General features: G+C 38.0%; 18 protein-coding genes. 10 read left to right on the plus strand and 8 right to left on the minus strand.

The genetic code is table 11. The features are described 5' to 3' along the window. Window positions 1–3: 3 nt before the first annotated feature. The gene (gene apt, locus GQR44_RS10815) at window positions 4–549 is read right to left on the minus strand and encodes an adenine phosphoribosyltransferase (RefSeq protein WP_166371825.1); all 546 of its coding nucleotides are present in this window, start codon (window positions 547–549) and stop codon (window positions 4–6) included. 846 nt (window positions 550–1,395) lie between these two features. Here apt and GQR44_RS10820 point away from each other — a divergent pair. The 3 genes from GQR44_RS10820 to GQR44_RS10830 all read left to right on the plus strand — a co-directional run bounded on the left by GQR44_RS10820 (window position 1,396) and on the right by GQR44_RS10830 (window position 4,582). After that, entirely contained in the window at window positions 1,396–2,349 is a 954-nt protein-coding gene (locus GQR44_RS10820) for a tRNA-dihydrouridine synthase (protein WP_166371826.1), read from the plus strand. Window positions 2,350–2,627: 278 nt separating this feature from the next. Beyond that, window positions 2,628–3,629 (plus strand): response regulator, encoded by a 1,002-nt coding sequence (locus GQR44_RS10825; RefSeq protein WP_166371827.1) that lies wholly within the window; start codon window positions 2,628–2,630, stop codon window positions 3,627–3,629. Next, on the plus strand, window positions 3,626–4,582 hold the full coding sequence (locus tag GQR44_RS10830; RefSeq protein WP_166371828.1) for a diguanylate cyclase: 957 nt from the start codon (window positions 3,626–3,628) through the stop codon (window positions 4,580–4,582). The genes GQR44_RS10825 and GQR44_RS10830 overlap by 4 nt, the downstream gene beginning before the upstream one ends. Window positions 4,583–4,701: 119 nt before the next feature. Here the strand turns inward: GQR44_RS10830 and GQR44_RS10835 are convergent, their stop codons facing one another. After that, the gene (locus GQR44_RS10835; RefSeq protein WP_166371829.1) at window positions 4,702–5,610 is read right to left on the minus strand and encodes an AraC family transcriptional regulator; all 909 of its coding nucleotides are present in this window, start codon (window positions 5,608–5,610) and stop codon (window positions 4,702–4,704) included. Between the two features lie 168 nt (window positions 5,611–5,778). On the opposite strand from GQR44_RS10835, the gene GQR44_RS10840 reads away from it, so the two are divergent. The 7 genes from GQR44_RS10840 to GQR44_RS10870 all read left to right on the plus strand — a co-directional run bounded on the left by GQR44_RS10840 (window position 5,779) and on the right by GQR44_RS10870 (window position 15,086). Continuing rightward, window positions 5,779–7,560, plus strand: coding sequence for a solute:sodium symporter family transporter (locus GQR44_RS10840; protein ID WP_166371830.1), 1,782 nt, complete (start codon window positions 5,779–5,781; stop codon window positions 7,558–7,560). A 64-nt stretch (window positions 7,561–7,624) separates the two neighbouring features. Further along, the gene (locus GQR44_RS10845; protein ID WP_166371831.1) at window positions 7,625–9,151 is read left to right on the plus strand and encodes a sulfatase-like hydrolase/transferase; all 1,527 of its coding nucleotides are present in this window, start codon (window positions 7,625–7,627) and stop codon (window positions 9,149–9,151) included. 95 nt (window positions 9,152–9,246) lie between these two features. Continuing rightward, a complete protein-coding gene (locus GQR44_RS10850) occupies window positions 9,247–9,594 on the plus strand; it encodes a DUF202 domain-containing protein (RefSeq protein ID WP_166371832.1) in 348 nt (115 codons plus the stop codon). Further along, on the plus strand, window positions 9,584–9,952 hold the full coding sequence (locus GQR44_RS10855) for a DUF202 domain-containing protein (protein ID WP_166371833.1): 369 nt from the start codon (window positions 9,584–9,586) through the stop codon (window positions 9,950–9,952). The genes GQR44_RS10850 and GQR44_RS10855 overlap by 11 nt, the downstream gene beginning before the upstream one ends. Before the next feature lie 628 nt (window positions 9,953–10,580). Then, window positions 10,581–12,044 (plus strand): sulfatase-like hydrolase/transferase, encoded by a 1,464-nt coding sequence (locus tag GQR44_RS10860; protein WP_166371834.1) that lies wholly within the window; start codon window positions 10,581–10,583, stop codon window positions 12,042–12,044. A 15-nt stretch (window positions 12,045–12,059) separates the two neighbouring features. Beyond that, window positions 12,060–13,808, plus strand: a complete 1,749-nt coding sequence (locus GQR44_RS10865; protein ID WP_166371835.1) for a solute:sodium symporter family transporter — start codon at window positions 12,060–12,062, stop codon at window positions 13,806–13,808. A 393-nt stretch (window positions 13,809–14,201) separates the two neighbouring features. After that, the gene (locus GQR44_RS10870; protein WP_166371836.1) at window positions 14,202–15,086 is read left to right on the plus strand and encodes a LysR family transcriptional regulator; all 885 of its coding nucleotides are present in this window, start codon (window positions 14,202–14,204) and stop codon (window positions 15,084–15,086) included. Window positions 15,087–15,288: 202 nt separating this feature from the next. On the opposite strand, the gene dauA is transcribed toward GQR44_RS10870, so the two are convergent. The 6 genes from dauA to rlmKL all read right to left on the minus strand — a co-directional run bounded on the left by dauA (window position 15,289) and on the right by rlmKL (window position 25,117). Further along, window positions 15,289–16,980 carry a C4-dicarboxylic acid transporter DauA gene (dauA, locus tag GQR44_RS10875; protein ID WP_166371837.1) on the minus strand — a complete coding sequence of 564 codons (1,692 nt, stop codon included), beginning with the start codon at window positions 16,978–16,980 and terminating at the stop codon, window positions 15,289–15,291. Between the two features lie 583 nt (window positions 16,981–17,563). Continuing rightward, window positions 17,564–18,529, minus strand: a complete 966-nt coding sequence (locus GQR44_RS10880) for a phosphate ABC transporter substrate-binding protein PstS family protein (RefSeq protein ID WP_166371838.1) — start codon at window positions 18,527–18,529, stop codon at window positions 17,564–17,566. A 236-nt stretch (window positions 18,530–18,765) separates the two neighbouring features. Beyond that, window positions 18,766–20,592, minus strand: coding sequence for a DUF3466 family protein (locus tag GQR44_RS10885; RefSeq protein ID WP_166371839.1), 1,827 nt, complete (start codon window positions 20,590–20,592; stop codon window positions 18,766–18,768). Window positions 20,593–20,599: 7 nt separating this feature from the next. Beyond that, the gene (locus GQR44_RS10890) at window positions 20,600–22,555 is read right to left on the minus strand and encodes an ABC transporter ATP-binding protein (protein WP_166371840.1); all 1,956 of its coding nucleotides are present in this window, start codon (window positions 22,553–22,555) and stop codon (window positions 20,600–20,602) included. A 6-nt stretch (window positions 22,556–22,561) separates the two neighbouring features. Then, window positions 22,562–22,795, minus strand: a complete 234-nt coding sequence (locus GQR44_RS10895; protein WP_166371841.1) for a glutaredoxin family protein — start codon at window positions 22,793–22,795, stop codon at window positions 22,562–22,564. Between the two features lie 27 nt (window positions 22,796–22,822). Next, on the minus strand, window positions 22,823–25,117 hold the full coding sequence (rlmKL, locus tag GQR44_RS10900; RefSeq protein WP_166371842.1) for a bifunctional 23S rRNA (guanine(2069)-N(7))-methyltransferase RlmK/23S rRNA (guanine(2445)-N(2))-methyltransferase RlmL: 2,295 nt from the start codon (window positions 25,115–25,117) through the stop codon (window positions 22,823–22,825). Window positions 25,118–25,272 lie beyond the last annotated feature (155 nt).

The raw sequence follows: 25,272 nt of genomic DNA on the forward strand, positions 1-25,272 counted from the left end.
TAATTATTCACCCGCGTATTCAATCAAAGAGAAAACAGGAATCGACATTGCTGATAATTTATCTTCACCATGTAAATCTGGTAAGGAAATAACAAAAGCAGCTTCAATCACTTCACCACCTAAACGTTGAATTAATTTAACCGATGCTTCAGCAGTTCCGCCAGTGGCTAATAGATCATCTATCAATAATACTTTTTCGCCTTGTTTAATAGCATCTTTATGGATCTGCAAAGTATCGTTACCATATTCTAACTCATAGTGTTCTTCGATAGTTTCACGAGGTAGTTTGTTAGGTTTACGAACCGGTACAAACCCTGCCCCTAAAGCTGCGGCTAATGGTGCACCAAAAATAAAACCACGCGCTTCCGTTCCAACTATTTTGTCGATTTTTTGGTGATTGTAACGTACTTTGAATAATTCAATCGTAGCAGCAAAAGCAGCACCATTTTCAATCAAGCTGGTAATGTCTCTGAAAGTAATACCTGGCAACGGATAATCGTTGATGCTTTTGATACTGTTTTTGATTAGTGCTAGTGATTCCGTGCTCATCTTTTATGTCCTGTCATTATCTAATGCCATAAGGGTAAATAGTTGCTTGCGGTTGTGCAAGTTGTGTTGGTCAAAAGTGCGTAACTATTTCCATTTATCGCCTGAAAAATAATCTGATTGGCTTGGTAATATGAATTGAATGCAAAAGTAATGCGGGGAATTTAAATATCTAACCACCGAGCCATACTGTGAACATAGAAGAATGCGTGAAATATGGGGATTATTTATAACAGCTTTAACCCGATCTTCTTCATGGTTCATTGCTTTTCGCTTTTTATCTTAAAAACATAAAGCAACCACGAAGCCGCTGCGCTGCACCGAGAGCACGAAGAAAAGCTAAACAATAAAAGTAAAACAATAACCAAGTGAATAAATATAAGTTTCAAATCCTTTTACATAATGATTTTGACCTAACCTTCTTCACCCTTCGTGCCTTCGTGGTTCATTGCTTTTTGCTTGTAATCTTAAAAAATAAAGCAACCACGAAGCCGCTGCGCTCCACAGAGAACACGAAGAAAAGCTAAACAAACCCAAGTGAATGAATAGAAATTTTAAATGCTTTTACATAATGATTTTGACCTAACCTTCTTCACCCTTCGTGGTTCATTGCTTTTTGCTTGTAATCTTAAAAAATAAAGCAACCACGAAGCCGCTGCGCTTCACAGAGAGCACGAAGAAAAGCTAAATCATAAAAAAGAACCAAGTGAATAAATATAAGTTTCAAATCCTTTTACATAATGATTTTGACCTAACCCTCTTCACCCCGCATACCTTCATCGCTAATTGCTTTTGCTTAAATAAACAGAGCGGGTATAATCCTGCCTCCCTAATAAACTGAGATAAATAATGCATATAACGCTTGCCCCAATGGAAGGTGTGATGGACTTTCACATGCGCCAATTTTTAACCCAGATTGGAGGTATTGACCGTTGCGTGACTGAGTTTGTACGAGTTGTCGAACTGCCCTTACCTTCTCGTGTATTTTATCGTTTATGCCCTGAATTACACAATGCGAGTCGTACCGAATCTGGTACACCTGTGCGCGTACAATTGCTTGGACAAGACCCTGCATGTTTAGCTGAAAATGCTTTTCGAGCGATTAAGTTAGGCTCAGAGGGAATTGATTTAAACTTTGGTTGTCCGGCTAAAACGGTTAATAAAAGTCGCGGTGGTGCAGTGTTATTAAAAGACCCTGAAGCGTTACATCAAATCGTTAAAGCGGTGCGTGATGCCGTACCTAGTGAACATGTTGTTAGTGCTAAAATTCGTTTGGGTTATGCAGATAAAAGCTTGGCGATTGAAAATGCGCAAGCGATTGCAGAAGCTGGAGCTAGCGAATTAGCGGTTCATGCCCGCACCAAAGAGGAAGGTTATAAACCACCTGCACATTGGCATTGGATAAAAAAAATTAAACAATCAATCGATATTCCAGTGGTGGCCAATGGCGATATCTTTAGTTTTGAGGATGCTCAGCGTTGTATTGAAATCAGTGGTTGTGACCATTTAATGATTGGCCGTGGCTCCCTAGCAGTCCCCAACCTTGCGAATGCGTTAAAAGGTACTGAAGCGCCCTATTCTTGGTTACAAAATCTACAGGTAATGGAGCAATATTTTCAATGGCTACGCGAAATTGAAGATAAAGAAAAGTTTATGCCAAGCCGTATTAAACAGTGGTTGATGTTTATGAAGTTACAGCATCCACAAGCGGATCCTTTTTTACAATCAGTGCGTGCGCTCCGTCAGCCGAATGAAATGCTACTCGCCTTACAACAAGCTCAACAGATTGAATTAGCAATCTAAGTAGGCGTTTAACAGTGCACCCATTGATTGATTAAAATAAATCACTACATCCAGTAAATTAGCCGTATTAATAACTATATCGATACCTATCTTCACATAAATTAATGATGTTTTAATCTAACTCGCAATAAATTTAAAAAAAGCATTTAAAATCAGTTCTATTTTGTCATTATTAGCCTACCCTTGTTGCAGTAAGAATAATTGTAGGCATTTTTAGCTTAGTCACATTTGCTTTACACTTCGCTAGCCTTGTACCAAAGACATATAATAGGAATAATATGCCCTTACCCATTTTAATCTGTGATGATTCTGCATTAGCCAGGAAACAAATTGCTCGTTCATTACCCAAAGATTGGGATATTACTGTCAATTTTGCTGAGAACGGTAAAATTGGCCTAGAAACTATTCGTCAAAAAAAGGGAGATATTGTATTTCTCGATTTGAATATGCCGATCATGGATGGTTACCAAGTATTAGAAGAGATTCAGCGCGATGATCTACCCGCGATAGTGATTGTTATCTCCGGCGATATTCAGCCAGAAGCACATCGCCGAGTAAAAGAGTTGGGCGCGATTGATTTCATAGAAAAACCCATCAACAATACTAAATTAATGACCATTCTGGAACAATATGGCATTTATAAACCAGGTAGTCATCATTCACTTACAAGCCCTGAAAGCCTAGAAAAAGTCAGTATTCGAGATGTATTACAAGAAGTCTCTAATATTGCAATGGGCCGAGCCGGTGACTTGTTAGGCCGACTATTAGATGTTTTTATCTTATTACCTATTCCCAATGTAAACACCTTTGAAAGTAGCGAATTGCACATGGCGCTCACTAATATTGCAAAAGATAATACGGTGTCAGCAGTAACACAGGGATTTATTAGTTCTGGTATCAGCGGTGAAGCGATTGTTATTTTCCATGATTCAAATTTTGATGATATGACAAAACTGCTCAAATATGAAAATATGATCAGTGATCATTTAGAATTGGAAGTAATGAACGATATTTCTAATATTCTGGTCGGTGCATTTTTGAATGGCTTAGCTGAGCAGTTAGATATTCACTTTAGCCAAGGTCAACCTAGCGTGTTAGGGCAACATGGAAAAGTTGAAGATTTGATTAAAAGCCGCCAAAAGGATTGGCAAAAAACATTAACTATCGAGGTCAGCTACAGTATTCAAGATCACGACATTAAGTGTGACCTGTTACTTTTATTTACTGAAGAGTCGATTAAAGTCATTCAACATAAAATAGGATACCTCTTAGACCAATGAGTACAAATATAGAATTAAAAGATATCCATTGGCTTATTGATATGGTGCATAACATAGATGTAGGGCTGGTGATCATCGATAAAGACTTCAATGTCAAAGTATGGAATGGTTTCATGGAAAACCATTCTGGTTTATTAACTGCACACATGGTTGATAAAAAAATCACTGATGTGTTTACCAGTATTCCTGAAGACTGGTTACAACAAAAAGTGAACAGCGTTTGTTTATTAAAAAATAAAGCGTTTACTACTTGGGAACAACGCCCTTATTTATTTAAATTCAAAAGTTACCGACCGATCACCAGTAATGCTGAATTTATGTATCAAAATGTGACCTTTTTACCCTTAACCGACATAGTGGGTGCAGTTACACAAATATGCATGATTATTTACGATGTAACCGACGTAGCATTAAATCGACAAGCGCTACAGGAAGCCAACCACAAGCTTGAACATTTGAGCCATACCGATGGATTAACACAACTGATTAATCAAAGTTATTGGCAAGAAAGGTGTCAAGTTGAGTTTAAACGCCATCAGCGTGCTCACCACAAAACATCAATGGTGACTTTAGATATCGATCATTTCAAAAAAATTAATGATACCTACGGGCATCCTTTTGGTGATCAAGTAATCAAAGGCGTGGCAGAAAGTCTACGCCAAAATCAACGCGAACCGGATATTGTGGGCCGTGTCGGCGGTGAAGAGTTTTCACTTTTATTGGTTGATACTGACCTAGCGGGTGCAAAAGTTGTCGCTGAACGCATACGTGCGGCTATTGAAGCACTGCGCTTTGAATGTGATGGAAAAGAAGTCAAAGTCACCGTGAGTTTAGGTATTGCACAAATAACGGATAGTATTGAAGACTTCAAGGCTTGGGTTAAAATGGCCGATTTAGGCTTGTATTTGGCAAAAAATAATGGCCGAAATCAAGTAGGATTTAGCGTCCATTAATCCTATCGGGTAGATAATCTAACTACAGTGATTAAATGACAGTATTTTAAAATTAATATTGAATGCCGTCATTTTTTATCTTGTTCAGAAGCATTATCGACATAGCTGAATCGGTACAACTAGTTGTTATTGATCGGTAGATAGTCCGTTCTATTAACCTGCAACCTTTCACTTCCTTGTATTACTTCTGAAGGTGATATACCAAATTTTTTCTTGAAGCTTTTACTAAAGTGAAATTGATCATAAAAGTTAAGCTCTATAGAAACCTGATTAACGTTATAGTTTTTCTTGTCCATTAAGAAAAAAGCGGTTTCCAACTTAGTGTTTAAAAAATATTCTTTTGGTGATTGCTTGGTAAATTTTAGGAATAAGCGTCGTAAATGCTGTTCACTACACCCTGAAAATTCGGCCATTTCTTTGACTGTCCAATGGTCTGCGATTTTTAAATGAATATGAGAAATCACTTTTTGGACTAATAAAAATTGATGATCTTCAATTGGCTTAGTTTCAATTAAACATAACCATTCATATATAATTTTAGTTAAGGAAGCAACAGCAAGTTCTTTTAACTTTTGCCGTTTACTCAATAAATTAATGCTTATTTCACTAAACTCATTTTCTGATTTTTTTAATGTATCGAGTTGAATAATTTCTCCATAGGAGATCTCCATCACACCATTTGGAATGAACTCTATCCAAAAAAGATCCCATATCAATCCTTTGCAAAAATAATGCTTAATGGTCATTGGGTCTAAAAAAACAATAGATGCGCCTTTAAGCTCTAATATTTCGCCGTTATGCAGCTCAAGCTCGCCATAGCCTTGTTTAGTAAATACGGCAATGGTTGAACTTGCAATCAAAGGCAACCTTTTATCTTCAGGCCAACGCACCATGTATCCCTTATCCGCATAGGTATTCCATAATGCCAGTAGCGAAATACCACTCGATGTCACATTATCACCAATAATAATCGGCGTATCGTGAATAAGTTCGTTTTTTACATGCACCTTATTATTTAATCCATTCATTAATTTGTAATACCTGTGGAATATAGCCGTTATCTTAAAGACAGAATAAAAAATGTGATAACAAAACAAGTTATTAATGTGAGCTAAGGAGCAAACTATGCAAATCGTATATTTTATTTTACATGACGAATTTCAGCCCGCAGTAGCACCAAATTATGGAGAATTATTATGCTAACTATTTTATCGTTTATATTTTTTACTGGGTTGGTTGCGATCATCTCCTATTACAAAACAAAGGGTGAAAACTTATCCAGCTTAAAAGGTTATTTTCTCGCGGGAAGGAGCCTACCTTGGTATGTGATTGCAGGGTCACTTTTTTTAACCAATATCTCTGCAGAACAATTAGCAGGCCTTAACGCTAATGCATTTCGTAATGGCGCGAATGTAATGGCCTGGGAAGCCACCTCTGCACTGACCTTAATTGTGTTGGCGTTTATCTTTTTACCGCGCTTTTTAAAATCAGGCATTTCTACGATCCCACAGTTTCTTGAAATCCGTTATGGAAAGAAAATGCGTACCGTTGCATCTGCCATTTTTATCTATGCGATCGTGATTGGATTTTTACCTTTTGTTTTGTACGCAGGTGCTATCACCTTAGGTAAATTATTTGATATTAGTGGTGTATTAGGTATCTCTGATTACGCAACAACCTGGGTGATGGTAATCGCGATTGGTGTTGTAGGTGGTATTTATGCGGTATTTGGTGGGTTAAAAGCCGTGGCCATTTCCGACACTATTAATGGCATCGGATTATTAATTGCTGCTTTATTCGTGCCTATTATTGCTTTGTACCAATTAGGCTCAGGCGACTTTTCAAATGGTTTTAATATCTTACTAGTAGAAGCGCCAGAGCGTATGCAGGCGTTAGGTTTAACCGAGGATGCAAACATTCCATGGCACGGACTTATTTCAGGTGTGCTCATCATTAACCTTTTTTATTGGTGTACAAACCAAGCCATCGTACAACGTGCGCTAGCAGCAAAAACATTAGCTGAAGGTCAGAAAGGTGTACTCGCAGCGGCGGCTTTAAAAATATTAGGTGTTGTCATGTTGGTATTACCGGGCATCATTGCTTGGCATATGTATCAACGCGGTATGATCTCCATTCCAATGAAAGAAGTCGGTGGAATGGTAGTTAACTCTGATATGTCTTACCCGGTATTAGTAAGAGCAGTATTACCTACTTGGTTAACTGGATTCTTTGGCGCCGTTTTATTTGGTGCAGTATTAAGCTCATTTAATAGTGGCGTTAATAGTTTATCAACCCTGATCAGCCTTGATATTTACAAACAACTTATTAAACCAGCCGCAACAGAAATTGAAACGGTACGTATCGGTAAATTATTCGGTATTGCAACGATTGTAATTTGTATTGGTATTGCGCCGTTTATCTCTACAGCAGAAAGTTTATATACTCTGATGCGAACCATTATGGCGGTCATCAATGTGCCTATCTTTGCCGTATTATTAATGGGAGTCATTTCTAAAAGAGCACCTGCTCTTGCCGGTTATGTAGGTTTGGTAACTGGTATGGTCTTCTTCTTTGTCAGTAAGTTTATCCTTAATGGTGACTTTGGTTTATTCCAAGTTCACTGGTTAAATTTAGTAGGCATGAACTTAGTATTAATGTTAGCGGTTATGACTGCAATCCGCTACTGGAAACCAATGGATAAACCTTATATTCAGGTTGCAACCAATGAAGTTGAAGTAAATGAATGGAAGCATGCAAAACTTGCTAGTTGGATATTGATTTTTGCTTTCATTACACTTTACACGGTTTTCTCTCCACTAGGTTTAACCTCTGAAACAGGTTCATGGTTGAAAGTAGCCCTCACTATTTCAGGTAGTATGTTGCTGCTCTATTTTGTTTATAACAGCATCAAAAAAGTATTAGCCAATAAATCCACAGCGGATCCCATTAAGACTAAAAGCATCAATGCAGCATCATAGATAGAACAATAAAGGGGGCCATATTATCAGGCTCCCTTTTATCAATATAGAAGTAGGATTTCCCATGAAAAAACCAAATATAATTTTAATCATGACTGATACACAAGCCACTAACATGGTCGGTTGTTACAGTGGTAAAGCGCTGAATACAAATAATATAGACCAGCTTGCAAGTGAAGGTATTCAGTTTAACTCAGCTTATACGTGCTCACCGGTTTGTACGCCTGCTCGAGGCGGATTATTTACTGGTATATATTCCAATCAATCCGGCCCTTGGACAAATAATATTGCACCGGGGTTAAATATTAGAAACATGGGCCATCATTTTAAACATGCAAATTATAAAACCTGTTATATCGGCAAATGGCATTTAGATGGCCACGATTACTTTGGAACGGGTGTTTGCCCGCCAGAATGGGATGAAGAGTTTTGGTATGAAGGTGCTAATTACTTGGCTGAATTAAGTGATAAAGAAATAGATCTGTGGCGCAATGGTCTTAATTCCGCAGCGGAATTAAGGGCTAATAATATCACCGCTGAATTTACTTGGGCGAACCGTATAAGCAATCGTGCTGTTGATTATATTAATCGTCGTGAACAGGAAAAAGACCAACCCTTTTTGATGGTACTGTCATACGATGAACCACACCACCCTTTCACTTGCCCACCAGAATATGTTGATAAATATGAAGACTTTGCCTATGACTTAGGTAAAAAAGCCTTTGATACTTTAGAAAAAAAACCTATACATCATAAGCTGTGGAGTGATGCGATGCCTTCACCTGTAGGGGAAGATGGGCAATATCGTCATCCACTTTATTTTGCTTGCAATGACTATGTTGATGATGAAATTGGGCGAGTTATTAAACATCTTGATCAATCTGAGCTAGACAATACATGGATTGTCTATACCTCTGATCACGGAGAAATGATGGGAGCACATAAGTTAGTGAGTAAAGGTGCTGCTATGTATGACGACATCACTAACATCCCTTTAATTATTCGTCCCCCCTCTTCTGATAGAGCACTTGATGCGAGTGCAAAAGTCATTAATACGCCTGTCAGTCACATCGATATTTTGCCAACGCTAATGATGCTAGCAGGCATCACTCCACCTGAAATCTTACCTGGTGAAAACTTATTATCGATTAATGATCAACTCAATATCACACGCGGCGTGATGGTAGAGTTTAATCGTTATGAAATTGAACACGATAGTTTTGGTGGTTTTATTCCTGTGCGTTGTTGGGTTAATAACGATTATAAATTGGTGCTTAATCTACTCACAAGCGATGAACTATACGACAGAAAAAACGATCCAGATGAGTTAAATAATCTTATTACATCGCCAAAACATGAAGTGATTCGTGACCAAATACATGATACTTTATTAGCCTATATGGATACTATTCGAGACCCTTTCAGAAGCTATCAATGGGCGGTAAGACCCTGGAGAAAAGGTATTGAGGCAAATTGGATGGGGGCTTTTAGACCCAAACCACGCGATGGGTTTTCTAAAGTAGTACGAGATTACGATACTGGCATGCCCACACAAGGTGTCAAAGTGGAAGATAAAAAACAAAAGTTCTAAACGACTATTTAATTTATGCCTAAGTGACTTCCAAATAAAGCTTGGGCATATAAAATATATTTTAATAATGTGTTTATTATTACTCGAGTAATTTTATGAAATGGATCAAGCAAGGCAACGCACCTGACTACCGGTTCTCTTTAGCCAACGAACGTACCTTTTTGGCGTGGATCAGAACCTCACTGGCTTTTTTAGCCGCAGCCATTGGCTTAGATCAGTTAGCCCCTAATTTAGCCTCTCCAGCAATCAGAGAAATGCTTTCTTTAGCGCTGTGTTTATTTGCCGCCCTGATAGCGCTTTATGCTTATTTACGTTGGGTCGCAAATGAAAAAGCAATGCGTCAGAATACAGACCTGCCATATACTAAAATTTTGCGCTTAGTGAGTATCTTCATGACTCTTATTGCTTGCGCCATAATATTGATGATCAGCAATGCCATTTAGCCGTATATCAAGACGTCATGACGACCCAGGATTACAGCCTGAAAGAACCTCATTATCATGGTACCGAACGTTATTTTTAATCGTCGGTGTCTCGATGTTATTTCTAAGGTTAGGATTTATTAAAAATGACCTTATTTTAGTCGCTGGTAGTATTATTTTATTACTCTGTAATATTGGTGTTTGCATCTATGCCTACAAACGGAACCTATTCGATGAAAGAAGTACAGTACTCACTTCTTACGGCTCAGTGATAGTTAAAAAAATGATCTGTTTTGCGATCATCTTCAGTGCGCTTGTATTCGCATTATCAATCATTATGTCTAGTTATAATCGTATATTTGAATCGTACCTGATCTAGATAAATTGCGTCGAATGAACTGTTGAATGAGTCAGACAATAACCCCAGCTATTTATATGAAGGTTACAAACACTTCTTTAATCATTACCCCTGAACATGAAAACAATGAGCAGCTTAATGCCAATTCCCCCCTATCTTTATTAATGAAAAGACTAAAACAATAAGTAGGTCATAAGCTACTGCTTTAAATAGGTATCGACTTCCCCCATAAATATGGTTATGTATCAATTTTTTACCGGGTGTTGCAATTAGTTGACTACTAATAATCGGTCAACTCAATAGCCAATATGACTGCTATTCCACAAAGAACTTTTCTAACATCGGATTTCATGTCCGTTACCATTCTAAATACAAATTCAGCAAGCCATGAAATAAACCAATTTGAGGCATTTAAATGAAAATCTAACAGCTTAATCCAGACGTTAGACCTATTCATAACATCAAGAAAGATACTTCTATCATTACTGCCATTACTTATTTTTATCTCTAAACGTGTTTTAGGTTATGGCTAGTTTAAGCCGTTTCATGGTTATTAATATCCAAAATAAAGATACAAATTAGTGAGATATTCATCAACATTTTATTGAAAAAATTCACCATACTGCCCTCTCTACAAGGGGAACTTTAGATGTTAAAAAAACCTAATATACTTATTTTCATGACTGATCAGCAGCGTGGTGATACGTTAAATAATCAAGATATTTTCATGCCTAATACTCGTGAATTAATGGCAGGTGGTATTCACTTTAACAATACCTATTGTCCATCTCCACATTGTTGCCCTTCTCGTGCATCTTTTTTTACAGGCTTATACCCCACTCAACATGGAGTTTGGAATAATGTTTGTGTGCAGAATGCACTTTCTCGTGGTTTAAATGCAGGTAGTGAGTTATTCAGTGATTATCTCAAAGAGCAAGATTACTCACTGTATTTTGCTGGTAAGTGGCATGTCTGTTTTGATACAGGCCCTGAAGATTACGGCTATGAAGAATTATTAGTCACTTGTAATAAAGAGCAAAAGAATGACGTTACTAATGATGCAATGTCTCCAGGTTGGGATATGTACAAAGCGATTGCTAATGAACCAGCATCAATTCGTAAAGAAGGTGAAATTAAACGTCCTGGTTATCCAGAATACATACATTATGGCATTGATGAAAACCCCTTTAATGACCGAGGAATAGTTGACTCTGCAATAGAAAAACTCAAACAAATTCGCGAATCAAATACAGAAAAACCTTGGTCAATGTACATAGGTACTTTAGGCCCACATGACCCTTACTTTGTACCACAAGCATTTTTGGATATGTATGCGAATTATGAGGTCAAGTTAAGTGAAATTCATGATGATTTTATGCTTGATAAACCCTTTTACAATCGCAAAGTAAGATGTCTTTTTGATCAACTTAGTGTCCTTGAAAAGAAAGATGCAATTCGTCATTACATGGCATTTTGCACCTATGAAGATTATCTATTAGGACTGGTACTCACGGAGTTAAAACAACATCCTGACTTCGATAATACCTTGATCTTAGCCACTAGCGATCACGGTGATTACAATGGGGAGCATGGGCTTTGGTGCAAAGGCCTACCGGCATTTAAAGGCGCATACCACATACCCGCCGTTGCTTATTGGAAAAATGGCATTGAAAATCCAGGCCGAGTCTGCGAGCAACTTGTTTCATTAACAGACTTTGCCCCTACCTTTTTAGAGGTCGCAGGCACGCAATTCAAACATCCCGTTGTTGGTAATAGTTTAGCGTCACTGTTTAAAGAAAATGAGCAGGCTCAGTATCGAGAGTTCTTATTTACTCAAACTAACGGTAATGAGCTTTACTGCACTCAACGCAGTGTTTTTAACCTCCATTGGAAACTTGTACATAACCCATTAGACACCGATGAATTGTATGACCTCAACAATGACCCTAATGAATTGTGTAACCGTATCAACGATCCAAAACTTGATCAGATCAAAAAAGATCTGCATCAACAACTTTGGCAATTTGCCGCTAGCGTAGACGATCAGAATATAAACCCTTATATCATGGTTGGTATGGCCGAATATGGCCCCGCTATCGCTTATCAGAAATAAAAAGGAAGCATTAAAATGAATACATGGACTCTATTAAGTTTTATTGGTTTTACAGCACTCGTTGCCATTATTTCGTATATAGCAACAAAAAAAGAAGATTTAAAATCCAGTGATGGGTATTTTCTCGGTGGACGAAGCCTGACAGGCATTTCAATTGGTTTTTCTATTTTGCTAACCAACTGGTCTGCGGAGCAATTAATTGGTCTTAATGGCCAAGGCTTTAGTGTTGGTTTATCTAACATGGGTTGGGCAGTGACATCTGCCATTGCTTTTGTATTAATGGCTTGTGTGTTTTTGCCTATGTTCATTCGCAAAGGGATCACCACTATTCCCGACTATATAGAAGACCGATTTGGGCCTACAGCACGTAATGTGATTGCTTGGTGTATTTTGGTTAATATGGCAGCAGTGGCATTACCTTCGGTGGTTTATGCTGGTGCATTAGGCCTTAGTAAAATTTTTGATGTTTCCTCTCTATTCGGCATTTCAGATTCAAGTGCACTGATCATCTCTATTATTTTTATTACTATTATCGGTGGGTTCTACGCCATTTTTGGCGGCTTAAAAGCAGTTGTTGTTTCGGATACGGTCAACGGTATTGGCTTTTTTATAGGCAGCATTCTAGTACTCATATTAGCATTGCGAGCATTAGGCGCTGGTGACGCAGGTGATGGATTAGTTGAACTTGTCACTAAAGAACCACAAATGCTTAATGCCGTTAGTTCTCCTAAGGTGAATGTGCCTTTTGGAGCTATTTTTACTGGCATGCTATTAATGAACATTTATTTTGCTTGTACAAATCAAGTTATCATTCAACGAGCACTTGGTGCTAAAAGCTTAGCTGAAGGGCAAAAAGGGGTATTAATAGCCGGCATTATTAAGATTATTAGTATATTCATTTTAATTGTACCTGGTATTGCAGCTTACCACCTTTATGGCTCTGAAAATATTCGCCCAGATGAAGCCTACCCGCTATTAATTAATCGCCTGTTACCTGAAGCCGTGGTCGGTTTTTTTGGTGCCGTTCTTTTTGGTGCAATTATTTCAACTTTCAATTCAACCATTAACTCTTGCTCTACTATCTTTGCGGTTAATATTTATAAGCCATACCATAAAGGAAAAATGGATCCGGCAAAATGTATTACTGCCGGTAAATGGTTTGGTGCAGGCTTGGCTTTATTCGCAGCTATATGTGCACCGTTTATAAAATTTGCACCGCAGGGTTTATATATGTTCATGCAAGAATTCAATGCATTATTTACTATCCCTATGCTGTTAATGATTTTGGTTGGTATGGTATCTAAACGCGCTAGTTCAACGGCGACTATTTCCGGTATGTTGACCTACATGGCTCTATATTTATTCTTCCGCTTTGGTTATACAGGTTGGGATTTACATTTCTTGCATAAAACTGCCATCTACTTTGGTTGTGGTTTACTGGTCACCGCTGTTATCACTTATTTGCACCCTGCTGAAATTGTTAAAAGAAGAGTTCAAGAAGCTCCTGTTAATATTCAAAACTGGAAACATCTTCGTCTAGCATCAGTGGCTACGACAGTATTAATGGTCGCAACTTATGCCGTCGCTTCTCCAATCGGCGTTGTTGCACCTATTGAGGAGATCCCTGGTAATTTAATGATTATTTTATTCGCTTCTCTATTCAGTACTTGGGCGATTAATACTGTTATTAAAAGATATTGTGATAATAAAGCCAATAGTATTTTTGAAAGTGGCCCTAAAGAGGAATTAATAAAACAAGTTTAACCCTGAGTTAAGGGTGGCCACATTACTTTTGTGATGTGGCCTTTTTTGTTTGAAAATCATACTTACACTGAACTAATGGGATAAGTCTCATTAATACCCTATTCATTCAAGATGTACATAACCACAACTCATGGTGTGAACTGTTCCTAGGCACTGTATCACTGCAAACAAAGGTGAAGTATCTAAGGGATATATACTATTATTATGGGTTTAAGCCCATAAGCGAGCCAGTACGCTTACTTTCATGCATCTCTACGTTATACAATATTTTTTAATACTTTTTGACCTTTATTTAGAACTGCTGTTTAGAACAATTATTTTGCTCCTATGATTCATAGTCTAGGAATAATAGAAGTTAGCCTTGTTATAATTCAGGCGTTTACAGGAATGAATATGGAAAAACTCTTATTACATTTTAAAGAAGCGGCTTTACAGGCCTCTATTTCTCAAGCAAGTATTGAGCTAGGGGTTAGCCAACCTGCTATCAGCAAAAGTATTAAGCTATTAGAAGCTCGTTACCAGACCTCATTATTTGAACGTAAAGCTAGAGGTGTAACATTGACTCCTGCTGGTAGAATATTACTTGATCGCGTGCAGCGAATAGAAAATGAATTAGTCGCCATAACACAAGAAATCAAAGCGTTAGATCATCAAAAAACAATCTTAAAAATTGGTGCAGGAAGTGCTTGGGAAGGCCCTATTTGTAATTTTTTACCCAACTTTTACTTAAAATATCCACATGTAAGAATAGAGGTGCAGTCTAATACTATTTATCAGCTTATTCCTGCCCTACTTAATGATGAAATTGAGTTAGCTTTTGGTGGCGAAGATGGCGCATCTTTGGTTAAAAATAATGAACTCAGCTTCACGCCTATGATGAAAAGCCGCATGTGTATTATGGCGAATAAGAATCATCCCCTAGCACAAGGCCAAATATGCGACCTCGAAATGTTAACTCAATACCCTTGGGTAGCTTTTCAAAATTCTAAAGTCATGTTGGATCATCTTAATCAGCAGTTAGACCTAGAGCGAATAAGACCTGTTAACTTCATTTTACAAACTGATTTTCTACAAATGGCCTTAACTATGGTTAAACACAGCGATGCATTAATGTGTATTTCCAACCGTCAACTTAATCAATATAACCAGTCTGATATTACAGAAGTACGCATTAAAGAACCGATTTGGCACTATCACCTTGGTGTTTGGTCAAAGTCTCCTAAATATCGCAGTCAGACAGCTTTAGATTTTATTGAAGAGATAATCAAGCATGTATAAAAAACGGACTTCAAAATCGTACTTTTAGTCGCACATCCGTTTCATATTAAGAACACTTTTCATTGCTGCATCTATTCGCATAAACTCTGCACGCCGCCCTATCAAGCCGAACAACATACCTTGATTTCGGGATATTGATACAAAGGCTCAGCCGAGAGGCAGCATTTACTTGTCATAAGATTTAAATCGGTTGTTACCTGTATCAATGCATATTACGTGCAATTGCAATCCCATCTTTAAGTGTTCGAGAGAATTGTAATTTACGTGGTTTAAAGCGAATACCAGCACGTCGTAATTTCAACACCATACGCGGCTGCAGATTATTAATCACTAAGCCTATCTGCTGTTTATCAAGACTTTCTTTAATCGATTCAATAGCAATAATCGCACTCATATCCAGCATAGTAACTTCGGACATATCGAGTATGATGACACGAAGATTTGGTGTGACAATTGAAATACTTTGCAATGCTTTTTGCGCTGACCCAAAAAATAATGAACCGTTAATATCATAGATAACAATGCTGTCAGAGAGATCATCATAAACTTCATGATTTTTCTCGACTCGCGAGGTATCTGTCAGAGTAATACTTCGGCGAATAAACAACATCGCAGCTAAACCAATTCCAACGGCCACTGCAATGGTCATATCAAAAAGTACCGTCAGAACAAAACATAAAATAAGTACAATAACATCGTCTTTAGGTGCAACTTTAACCGTACGGATGAAATGTTTCGCTTCACTCATATTCCATGCAACCACTAATAATAATGCCGCCATCGATGCCATGGGGATATAAGCTAACAAAGGTGTCAATGCGAGTATTGAGCCAAGAATAAATAAACCATGAACGACAGCAGCAAGAGGGATCGTACCGCCTGCTTTGATATTTGCCGCCGTACGAGCTATTGCAGCGGTTGCTGGAATACCACCAAATAATGGCGCAATCATGTTACCAATACCTTGACCGATAAGTTCATCATTTGGGTTATGTTTCTTGCCAGACATCCCGTCAGCGACTACTGCACATAACAAAGACTCAAGCGAACCTAATATCGCAATAGTGATCGCGGCAGGTAAAAGCATTTTGATAAGGTCAAAGCTGATGCCAATTGGCTGACCATCTGCATTTGGTAAATTCCATGGCCATTCAAAAGCAGGTAAAATAGCAGGAATACCATCACCGGTTATGCCGTTTATATCATAGTGAAATCGACTGCCAATAGTAGCAACGGAAAAGTCCGCATAAAAGTATTGGAACCCCCAAGCAGTAATAGAGCCAACAAGCAGTGCAATCAGATGCCCTGGTACTTTTGAGTGTACTCGAGGCCACAACAATAAAATGGCAATGGTAAGCCCACCGATGAAAAATTCTTGAAAATTGATCGTTGGCAATGAATAGATAATTAAAGAGAGTTTTTCAAGATAATCCCCTTCAAATGTCGCAATGCTCAGCCCTAAAAAATCTTTTATTTGTAATGTGCCTATAACAACACCAATACCCGCTGTAAATCCAATAATAACCGGGTAGGGAACAATCTCAATAAGCTTTCCAAGCTTACCGACCCCCATCAAAATTAAAAAGATACCCGCCATAAATCCACTGATCAACAATCCCCCGATTCCAAATTGATGAACAATTGGTAACAAGACAACCACAAAGGCGGCTGTAGGTCCTGATATATTTACTTTTGAGCCGCCACAAACAGCAATAAAAAGACCGGAAATAATAGCGGTATATAATCCATGTTGGGGGGGGACACCACTGGCAATAGCTAATGCCATAGAGAGAGGCAAGGCAATAACGCCTACGGCTAACCCCGCTAATACATTTGCTTGAATATCAAAAAGTGTCGGTTTGCTCGAAATAGATTTTTTTAATGCAGAAAACAAGATGTGCTCACTTATAGGCTCTAACGATAAAATTGGATCTTACTCTTTCATCTTGTATTTCTCAATAATTCATAAAAAAATAGAAGTTAAACTGAGTTATTATTTTTAAAATAAGTACTGAAATTATGAAATTCTTTAAATATTATTAATTGTTATCTTTATTAAATTAGAGGGAAATGTTTTAGCATTCTCGTGGAGCTGTGTTTCTTAATAGAAATGGAGGTAGTTGATAGAAATGGAGGTAGTTGCGTGCATAATTTTAATCAATATGGATCGCTTGTCTTTAATCGAACTAGTTTGATAATACCTGTTATTAACATTATCTTAAGAGCTTGTTTTACCTTACTCAGAAGAAGATATTGATGAGCATGAGCGCGATGCTTTAAAAAATTTTGAGACACCTCTATGATGAGCGACTCAAGATCATATTCCTAGCATCCGTTTACCCCCTGCAGCTTATTGATTTTTGCGTCTTCATGTTAATGATTATATCGCCTGAATAACGCTTTTACAGCAGAAACAAAAACAGCGCTAAAAAGCGCTGTTTTTTATTACTTTCCTTACTAGGAACTCTACTGAGGAGTTAAAGCCCTAGTTTAGCTAGCTCTTTTTCTACTACTGCAACAGGTAGTGGAATATAACCATCTTTTTTCACTATGCCTTGGCCCTGCTCAGATAACATTAGCTTAATGAACTCAGCTTGTAGCGGTGAAAGTGGTTTGTTTGGGTGCTTGTTAACATAAACGTATAGGAAACGAGAGAGTGGGTATTTACCACTGATTGCATTTTCCATGCTCGCTTCAACAAATGGGCCGCCTTTCTTAGATAAAGCTACGGCTTTAACGCCGGCTACTTTATAACCAATACCAGAGTAACCGATAGAATTTAAAGAAGAAGCGACAGATTGAACAACTGATGCTGAACCTGGCTGCTCATTAACAGAGTTTTTAAAGTCACCCTTACATAATGCTTTTGACTTAAAGTAACCGTAAGTGCCAGATACAGAGTTACGTCCAAATAATTGAATATCTTTACCAGACCAGCTACCTTCTAGGCCAACATCAGCCCAGCGAGTTGCATTTTTGTCATTACCACATTTTTGTGTAGAGGAGAAAATCGCATCAACCTGTTTGATTGACAAACCTTTAATTGGGTTATCTTTATTAACAAATACTGCCAGTGCATCGATTGCAACACGTACTTGAGTTGGCTTGTAACCGTAACGCTTCTCGAATGCTTCTATTTCTTTAGACTTCATTTTACGGCTCATTGGACCGAACTGAGAAGTACCTTCTGTAAGAGATGGTGGCGCAGTTGAAGAGCCTGCAGCTTGAATTTGAATGTTAATATTTGGGTATTGGCGTTTAAATTCTTCAGCCCAAAATGTCATCATGTTTGCTAATGTATCAGAACCAACAGATGAAAGGTTGCCAGAAATACCGCTTACTTTAGTGTAAGTTGGCAAAACATGATCTGCTGCAAGAACAGGCGTTGAAATTAATGACGCAGTACCTAAAGTAACCGCTGCTGCTAACATTTTAAGTTTCATTCAAAACTCCATTTTCTACTAAGTTAATTTTTATGATTTGTATTTCATTAATTATTTAACAAAATATTCATTACGCTTCGTAGCGATGTTGCTTAATATGCAGCTTTAATGTGACACTTTGATTACAAGTGAATTATTTTATTCATTTTTTATTCATTGTTTTATGGGTAGAAACAAAAAAGGCTTATTACATTTAAGTAATAAGCCCTTTAAATCATAACGTTAACTATCTTAAATTATTTTTTATTAACGCTAAGTCTGCGTATTAATATTAACGGTAAAGCAAATATCCATAACCAAAAACTTGCACCACCGCTGCGCTCGTAAGAAGTCTCACTATCAACCAACGCTTCAGATTCCCAACAGTTTGGGCTGTTATCAGGCTCTGAAGTTAAGTCAGGTGTTAATTTCACCATTATCTGTGATGCATTAGTTTTATTGGTATAGTCGTCAATACTGTCGTATTGATAACCTTGAGCCAAAATCACGCCGTTATCATTAATCGCCGTTGCACTTTGTAAACGAATTAACGGATGTGTAACCACACCATCAGCATCCGCGCTGCACAGCAAATCTTCTAAGAACCAACTATCACCGCTGGTTTTATCATATAAAAATGCACTTTGTGTGCGAGAATTACCACCTGAAACAGGAGCCGTTTGGTCATAGGCATCGGCTTTACCGACAATCAGCCCCTTGTTATTCATATCATAACCCTGGCTATTCGCTCCGACTTTAGAAGCACTGTCGCCAGCTAAACGTTGTTTAGTTGATAATACTTTTTTATTTTCCAATGGCTCGTCAATACTTTTATTGTCGATATCATAAATAAACATTTCTATAGGTTTATTTACGTTTGTAGATGATGAGTATTGTCGATTACCCATTACGATATTATCGTCGGTAATCGTTTGAGCCCATGAGCTATAGTAAGTATCATCATCGTCATAATCACCACTACCATCATAACTTTCATCTGTTGCTGATGTTATTGCTGTTGGTTCCCCATAAACACCGTCGTCACTAGGAGTCATGATAATCGCACGTTGACGCGCACCTACATCACTATCTGAGTATTCATATGATGAAACACCGACCGCAATCCCAGCACTGTTAATGTCTAACGCCACTGCACTGTATGTCGCGTTACTGCCTTCGTTTGTTGTATTATCATCTAACCATTTTGTTGCCAGAGCAAAACCTGTTATTTCAGTTTCAGTCCCGGTGTATTCCCAAGCCCAAGCTTGTGTATCAAAACCAGGGCAATAAACAAGGTCATTGAGAGTATCAACCTCATCGATATCACCGCTGCTATAACAAAGGTCAAAATTATCAGTATCATCATCACCGCCAGATAAAGACTTACTGCTGCTACCTATAATTAGCGTTTTAGTGATTTGCTTAGGGGCCGTGCCATAAGTCACATCACGCATTTTATAAGCACTAGTAAAACCACCATCTGTATCAAAGTCAGGCATTAATGAAACCGATGCTGTGCTGGTACTCGCATCAGTGATAAAACCACGACGCACAAAGTCACGTGTTGCATCTGATGCGTAAGGCGCAGAGCCATATCCGACAGCAAAACTGCCACTTAATAAACTAGAATCTACAACATCTGTTACTTTAACATCGGTATCGCTGCCAAAACCTTCGATATTAATATTACTGGTTGCACCGAAGAAATAACTACTTGGATCAGCATTACCAGCATCAATATCAAACATTGCATTACGCCAAGCTTGATAACCATTTTCAAAACTTAAATCCGCACTACTTTCACTACCTTCAAATGCAAAATCACAAATATCATCATCATAAAAACAGGTTTGATTAAAGGTAAAAGGCAATCCTAAGTCGATATCTTGATCTAGTTGCGCTTTGAAAGCGTAAGCTGCAAATAAACTGCCTTCTTCAGTAATAGCTGACGGGAATGGGCCTATAATACTGCCGTCTGTATCAACAGATAATATTTCAACACTATAATAAGGTGTTGTCGTCGCGGCCCAGGCACTGCTTGCAGATAACAGGGCGATAATTGAGATACTTTTTGTGTATTTCATGTAAACATTACTCTCCGTTTTGTAACTCGTCCAATTCTTCCCAACGTGCAAAAGCGGTGTCTAGCTTCTCTTCCGTTTCAGCCAATAGCGCTAAGAATTGGTCGGCTTCTTTTTTATCTTTAGTAAAAAACTCAGGCGTATTAATGGTTTCTTGTAATGTGCCTACTTGCTCTTCTAATTGTTCTAGTAAAGCTGGTAAACCGTCTAATTCAAGTTGAATTTTATATGACAATTTTTTCTTTTTAGCAGGCGCTTTAGACACCGTTTTTTCAACAGCCTGTGTTGATTTTTTTTCTTTAACGTTATTGTCTTTAAAGCTATTGTCTTTAACGTTAATGCCTTTATCGTTAGCCACCGACGCTTCACTTTGCGCTTTATGACGCACAGCATCACTGTAACCACCAACAAATTGTTGAATATTACCATTGCCATCAAAGAACCAAGTGTGTGTTACTGTGTTATCAACAAAGCTACGGTCATGGCTCACTAATAATAAGGTGCCTTGGTAATTTGCTAATAACTCTTCTAATAACTCCAGCGTTTCGACATCAAGATCATTGGTCGGTTCATCTAAGATCAAGAAATTACTTGGTTTTAAGAATATTTTGGCTAATAAAAGACGGTTTTTCTCTCCACCTGATAATGCTTTAACCGGCGTACGCGCGCGATCTGGGTGGAACAAGAAATCTTGTAGGTAACCTAAAACATGGCGTTTATTACCATTGATTTCTACTTCTTGTTTCCCTTCTGCAAGGTTATCAACCACGGTTTTCTCAGGATCTAATGCATCGCGGTATTGGTCAAAATAAGCCACTTCTAACTTAGTACCACATTTTACCGTACCTTGATCCGGTTCAAGATTACCTAGTAACAATTTAAGTAATGTACTTTTACCACAGCCATTTCGGCCCACTAGTGCAATTTTATCACCACGCATGATCGTGGTTGAAAAGTCACGCACAATACGTAAATCATCGTAACTGTAAGTTAAGCCTTCAGTTTCAAAGATAATTTTACCTGAACGTGCTGCTTCATCGACAATAATTTTGGCTTTGCCTTGTACATTCGTTCGCTCTGACCGCTCTTGGCGTAATGATTTAAGCGCACGAACACGCCCTTCATTACGAGTTCGACGCGCTTTAATACCTTGACGGATCCAGGTTTCTTCAATGGCTAATTTACGGTCAAATTCTGCATTTTGTTCATCTTCAACACGTAATGCTTCTTCTTTAGCAATTAAGTAATCTTCATAACCACCAGGCCATGAGCTTAACTTACCACGGTCAATATCAACAATACGGGTTGCTAAACGACGAATAAATTCACGGTCATGACTGATAAAAACAATAGAGCCTTGGAATGACATTAAAAATTGCTCAAGCCATTCAATAGTCCCGACATCTAAATGGTTAGTCGGTTCATCCAATAATAATAAATCAGGGTCATTCACTAACGCTTTAGCCAGTGCGACTTTACGTAACCAACCACCGGATAATTGATCCAATGTAATTTCAGGATCAATGGCTAAACGGTCTAAGATTTGGTTGATTTTCGAATCTAATTGCCACGCATTAAGTTGGTCAATTTGTTCCTGTAAGCGTTGTAATTTATTCATTGCTTTTTCACTGCAGTCTTCAGCAATGATATGCAATTGTTCATGGTATTGACTCAACACCACACCCGCATTTTCCATGCCTGATGCGACAAAGTCATAGGCACTCATGGTGCTTGCCGTTGGTGGATCTTGCTCAAGACGTGCGATTTTTACATCGTTATTGATTAATAACGAACCATCGTCTAATTGAATACGACCATCAAGGACTTTTAACAGTGTCGATTTACCCGCACCGTTTCTTCCTACTAAACAAACTCGCTCGTTTGGTTCAATAACTAAATTTGATTTATTTAATAATGCACCACCGCCAAAAGCCAGTTCTGCGTTATGTAATGTTAATAATGCCACGGTTATTCACTCTTTATTAGGTGATAAGAATTGTTCGATTTGAGATAACGTAAAAGGCCAATCAAGATGTTGGCCTTTTGCATTTTCTAATACTGGAATACGAATACCAAATGAATCTACCAAGTGTTGCTCGCTAATGATATCGACTAACACATAGTCAACTTGGCATTGCGTTAACAATGCAATTGCTTGCTCACAAAGATGGCAGCCATCGGTATGATATAAAACAGGTAAACTCATTTTTAATTGTCTATTACTTATAATTTGTTAACTATGCTTGGTCAGTAACCAACACTGGTGGATTTTATCATTACCTTTAAAATCTTCAGGGATGGATGCTTTACTAATATCTTTGACATAAAAACCAAGTGCTTTGATCGCTTCAAGGTCAAGTTTAAACCCGCGTTTGTTATTCGAGAAAATAATCTCCCCGTTTGGATTAACACGCTCACTCGCTGATGTTAATAACGCAACATGGTCATCTTGAACATCAAACACATCACTCATACGTTTAGAGTTTGAGAAGGTAGGTGGATCAATAAAAATAAGGTCATACATTTCATGTGCATGTTGTAACCATTTAATACAATCCTGTTGAATAAATTCATGCTTACCTTGAATGCCATTTTCAGTAAAATTCTCTTGGCCCCAATTTAGGTAAGTATTAGACATATCAACACTAGTTGTTGATTTAGCGCCACCTAATGCCGCATGAACAGAAGCGGTTGCTGTGTAACAAAATAGGTTTAAGAAATCTTTGCCCTTGGCCATATTACCAATACGTAAACGTGTTGGACGGTGATCCAAAAACAGACCAGTATCTAAATAATCTTGTAAATTTACAATCAGTTTTGCAGGCCCTTCTTGCACCACTAAACGTTGTTTTTTACTGTCTAATTTTTCATATTGTTGGCGTCCTTTTTGACGCTCACGCACTTTGATGATTAATTGGTCATCGGTTAAATCTAATAAATAACGCGTAGTTGAAACGATATCTAAGAAACGACGACGTACTTTCTGTGCATCAATTTCTTTAGGAGCGCGGTATTCTTGAATAATTAAATATTCGTTATAACGGTCAATGGCCACATTATATTCAGGTAAATCAGCATCATATAAACGGTAACATTGAATATCTTCGCGTTTAGCCCATTTGTCTAAACGTTTCATATTTTTTAATAAACGGTTAGCAAAGTCTTCCGCATAGATAGCAGGCTTAATTTGCTTAACTGCTTTAAATACGATTTCAGATTCAGATTCTTCAGCCATCGGGAATTCTTGAGTTGGTGTGATCGTGCCCCAAGGATTATCATCTGTTGATTCTTTATAAACAACTTCAGCAGCTTTTGCTTGCTTCCCTTGTTTAGGTTGTTTAACTGGTTTAGCCGCTTCTTCAACAATAGCCGCGCCTTCAACAACACGTTTAGGAGAGATTCGGTAATTTTTAAGCACACATTCAATCGGTCCATTAAAGAACTTATAGCTTCTTGCTGCGCGCATTCCTAAACAGCTCAGTAGTTCAGTATCCATTGCAAACATGCTCAGATTCCAACCAGCAAAAGCTTCTTTAAAATGATGACCTAACTCTGTATACAAACTAATGGTGTCACTAAACCCGCCTAAACGTTCACCGTATGGTGGATTTGAAATGACTAATCCGGTGCTTAATTCTTCCGGTGGTAATACTTTTTTAGCATCTTGAACGCTGAATTCAATTAACTCTGCAACCCCAGCACGTTGTGCATTTTGGCGTGCGATGCTAATCATATCTTTACTTAAATCAGAGGCATAAAAACGTGTAGTGCAATCTTTAACGGCACGTTTAGCATAAACCTGAGCTGTCGTTTTTAATGTTTTCCACGTTTCAGCATCGTGTTTTTTCCAATGTTCAAAACCAAATGTTTCACGTAAAGAACCTGGAGCAATATTCAACGACATCATTGCAGCTTCAATAATAAGCGTACCCGAACCACACATTGGATCTAATAACGCTTCGCCTTCCCAGCCACTGCGTTTAACAATACCCGCCGCCAAGGTTTCACGTAATGGAGCTTCACCAGCGATAGTACGGTAACCACGCAGATGCAATGGAGAGCCAGAAAGGTCAATATAGATAGAGGCTTTATCTTTGTATAAACGACCATTGAAACGAATATCGGCATCGCGTTTTTCAACATTAGGACGTTCATCGAATTTTTTACGAAAACGATCCACAATCGCATCTTTAATTTTTAATGCGCCAAACTGTGTATTACGAATTTCGTCATTACTACCAGAGAAATCAATTGAGAATGTTTTATCTACATCAAAATGTGATTCCCAAGGAATGTTGCTACACCCAAGGTATAAATCCATTGGGTCGATCACTTTGAATTCACTTAATTTAAGTAAAACACGAGATGCAAAACGAGACCATAAACACACTTGGTAACCTTGCTCTAATGAACCGTCAAAGCTAACACCACCAGCAATTTGCTTAGTATTTTCAATACCAAGTTCTTTAAGTTCTACTTCTAATAAAGGCGCAAGCCCTTTCGCGGTGGGGATAAAATAACTGAACATAGACGCTCTCATGCAATTGTTGAATAAAAAAATAGGGCATATTATACCTTGCAAACTGTATTATCCCTATGGAATTTTACGCCTTTATGGTGTGTGACTAAAAATAAAAAACGCCTCAAAATAGAAGCGTTTTTTAATGGTTATTGAGTGCGGAA

Source organism: Psychromonas sp. SA13A, assembly GCF_011378715.1.
Taxonomy (GTDB): Bacteria; Pseudomonadota; Gammaproteobacteria; order Enterobacterales; family Psychromonadaceae; genus Psychromonas.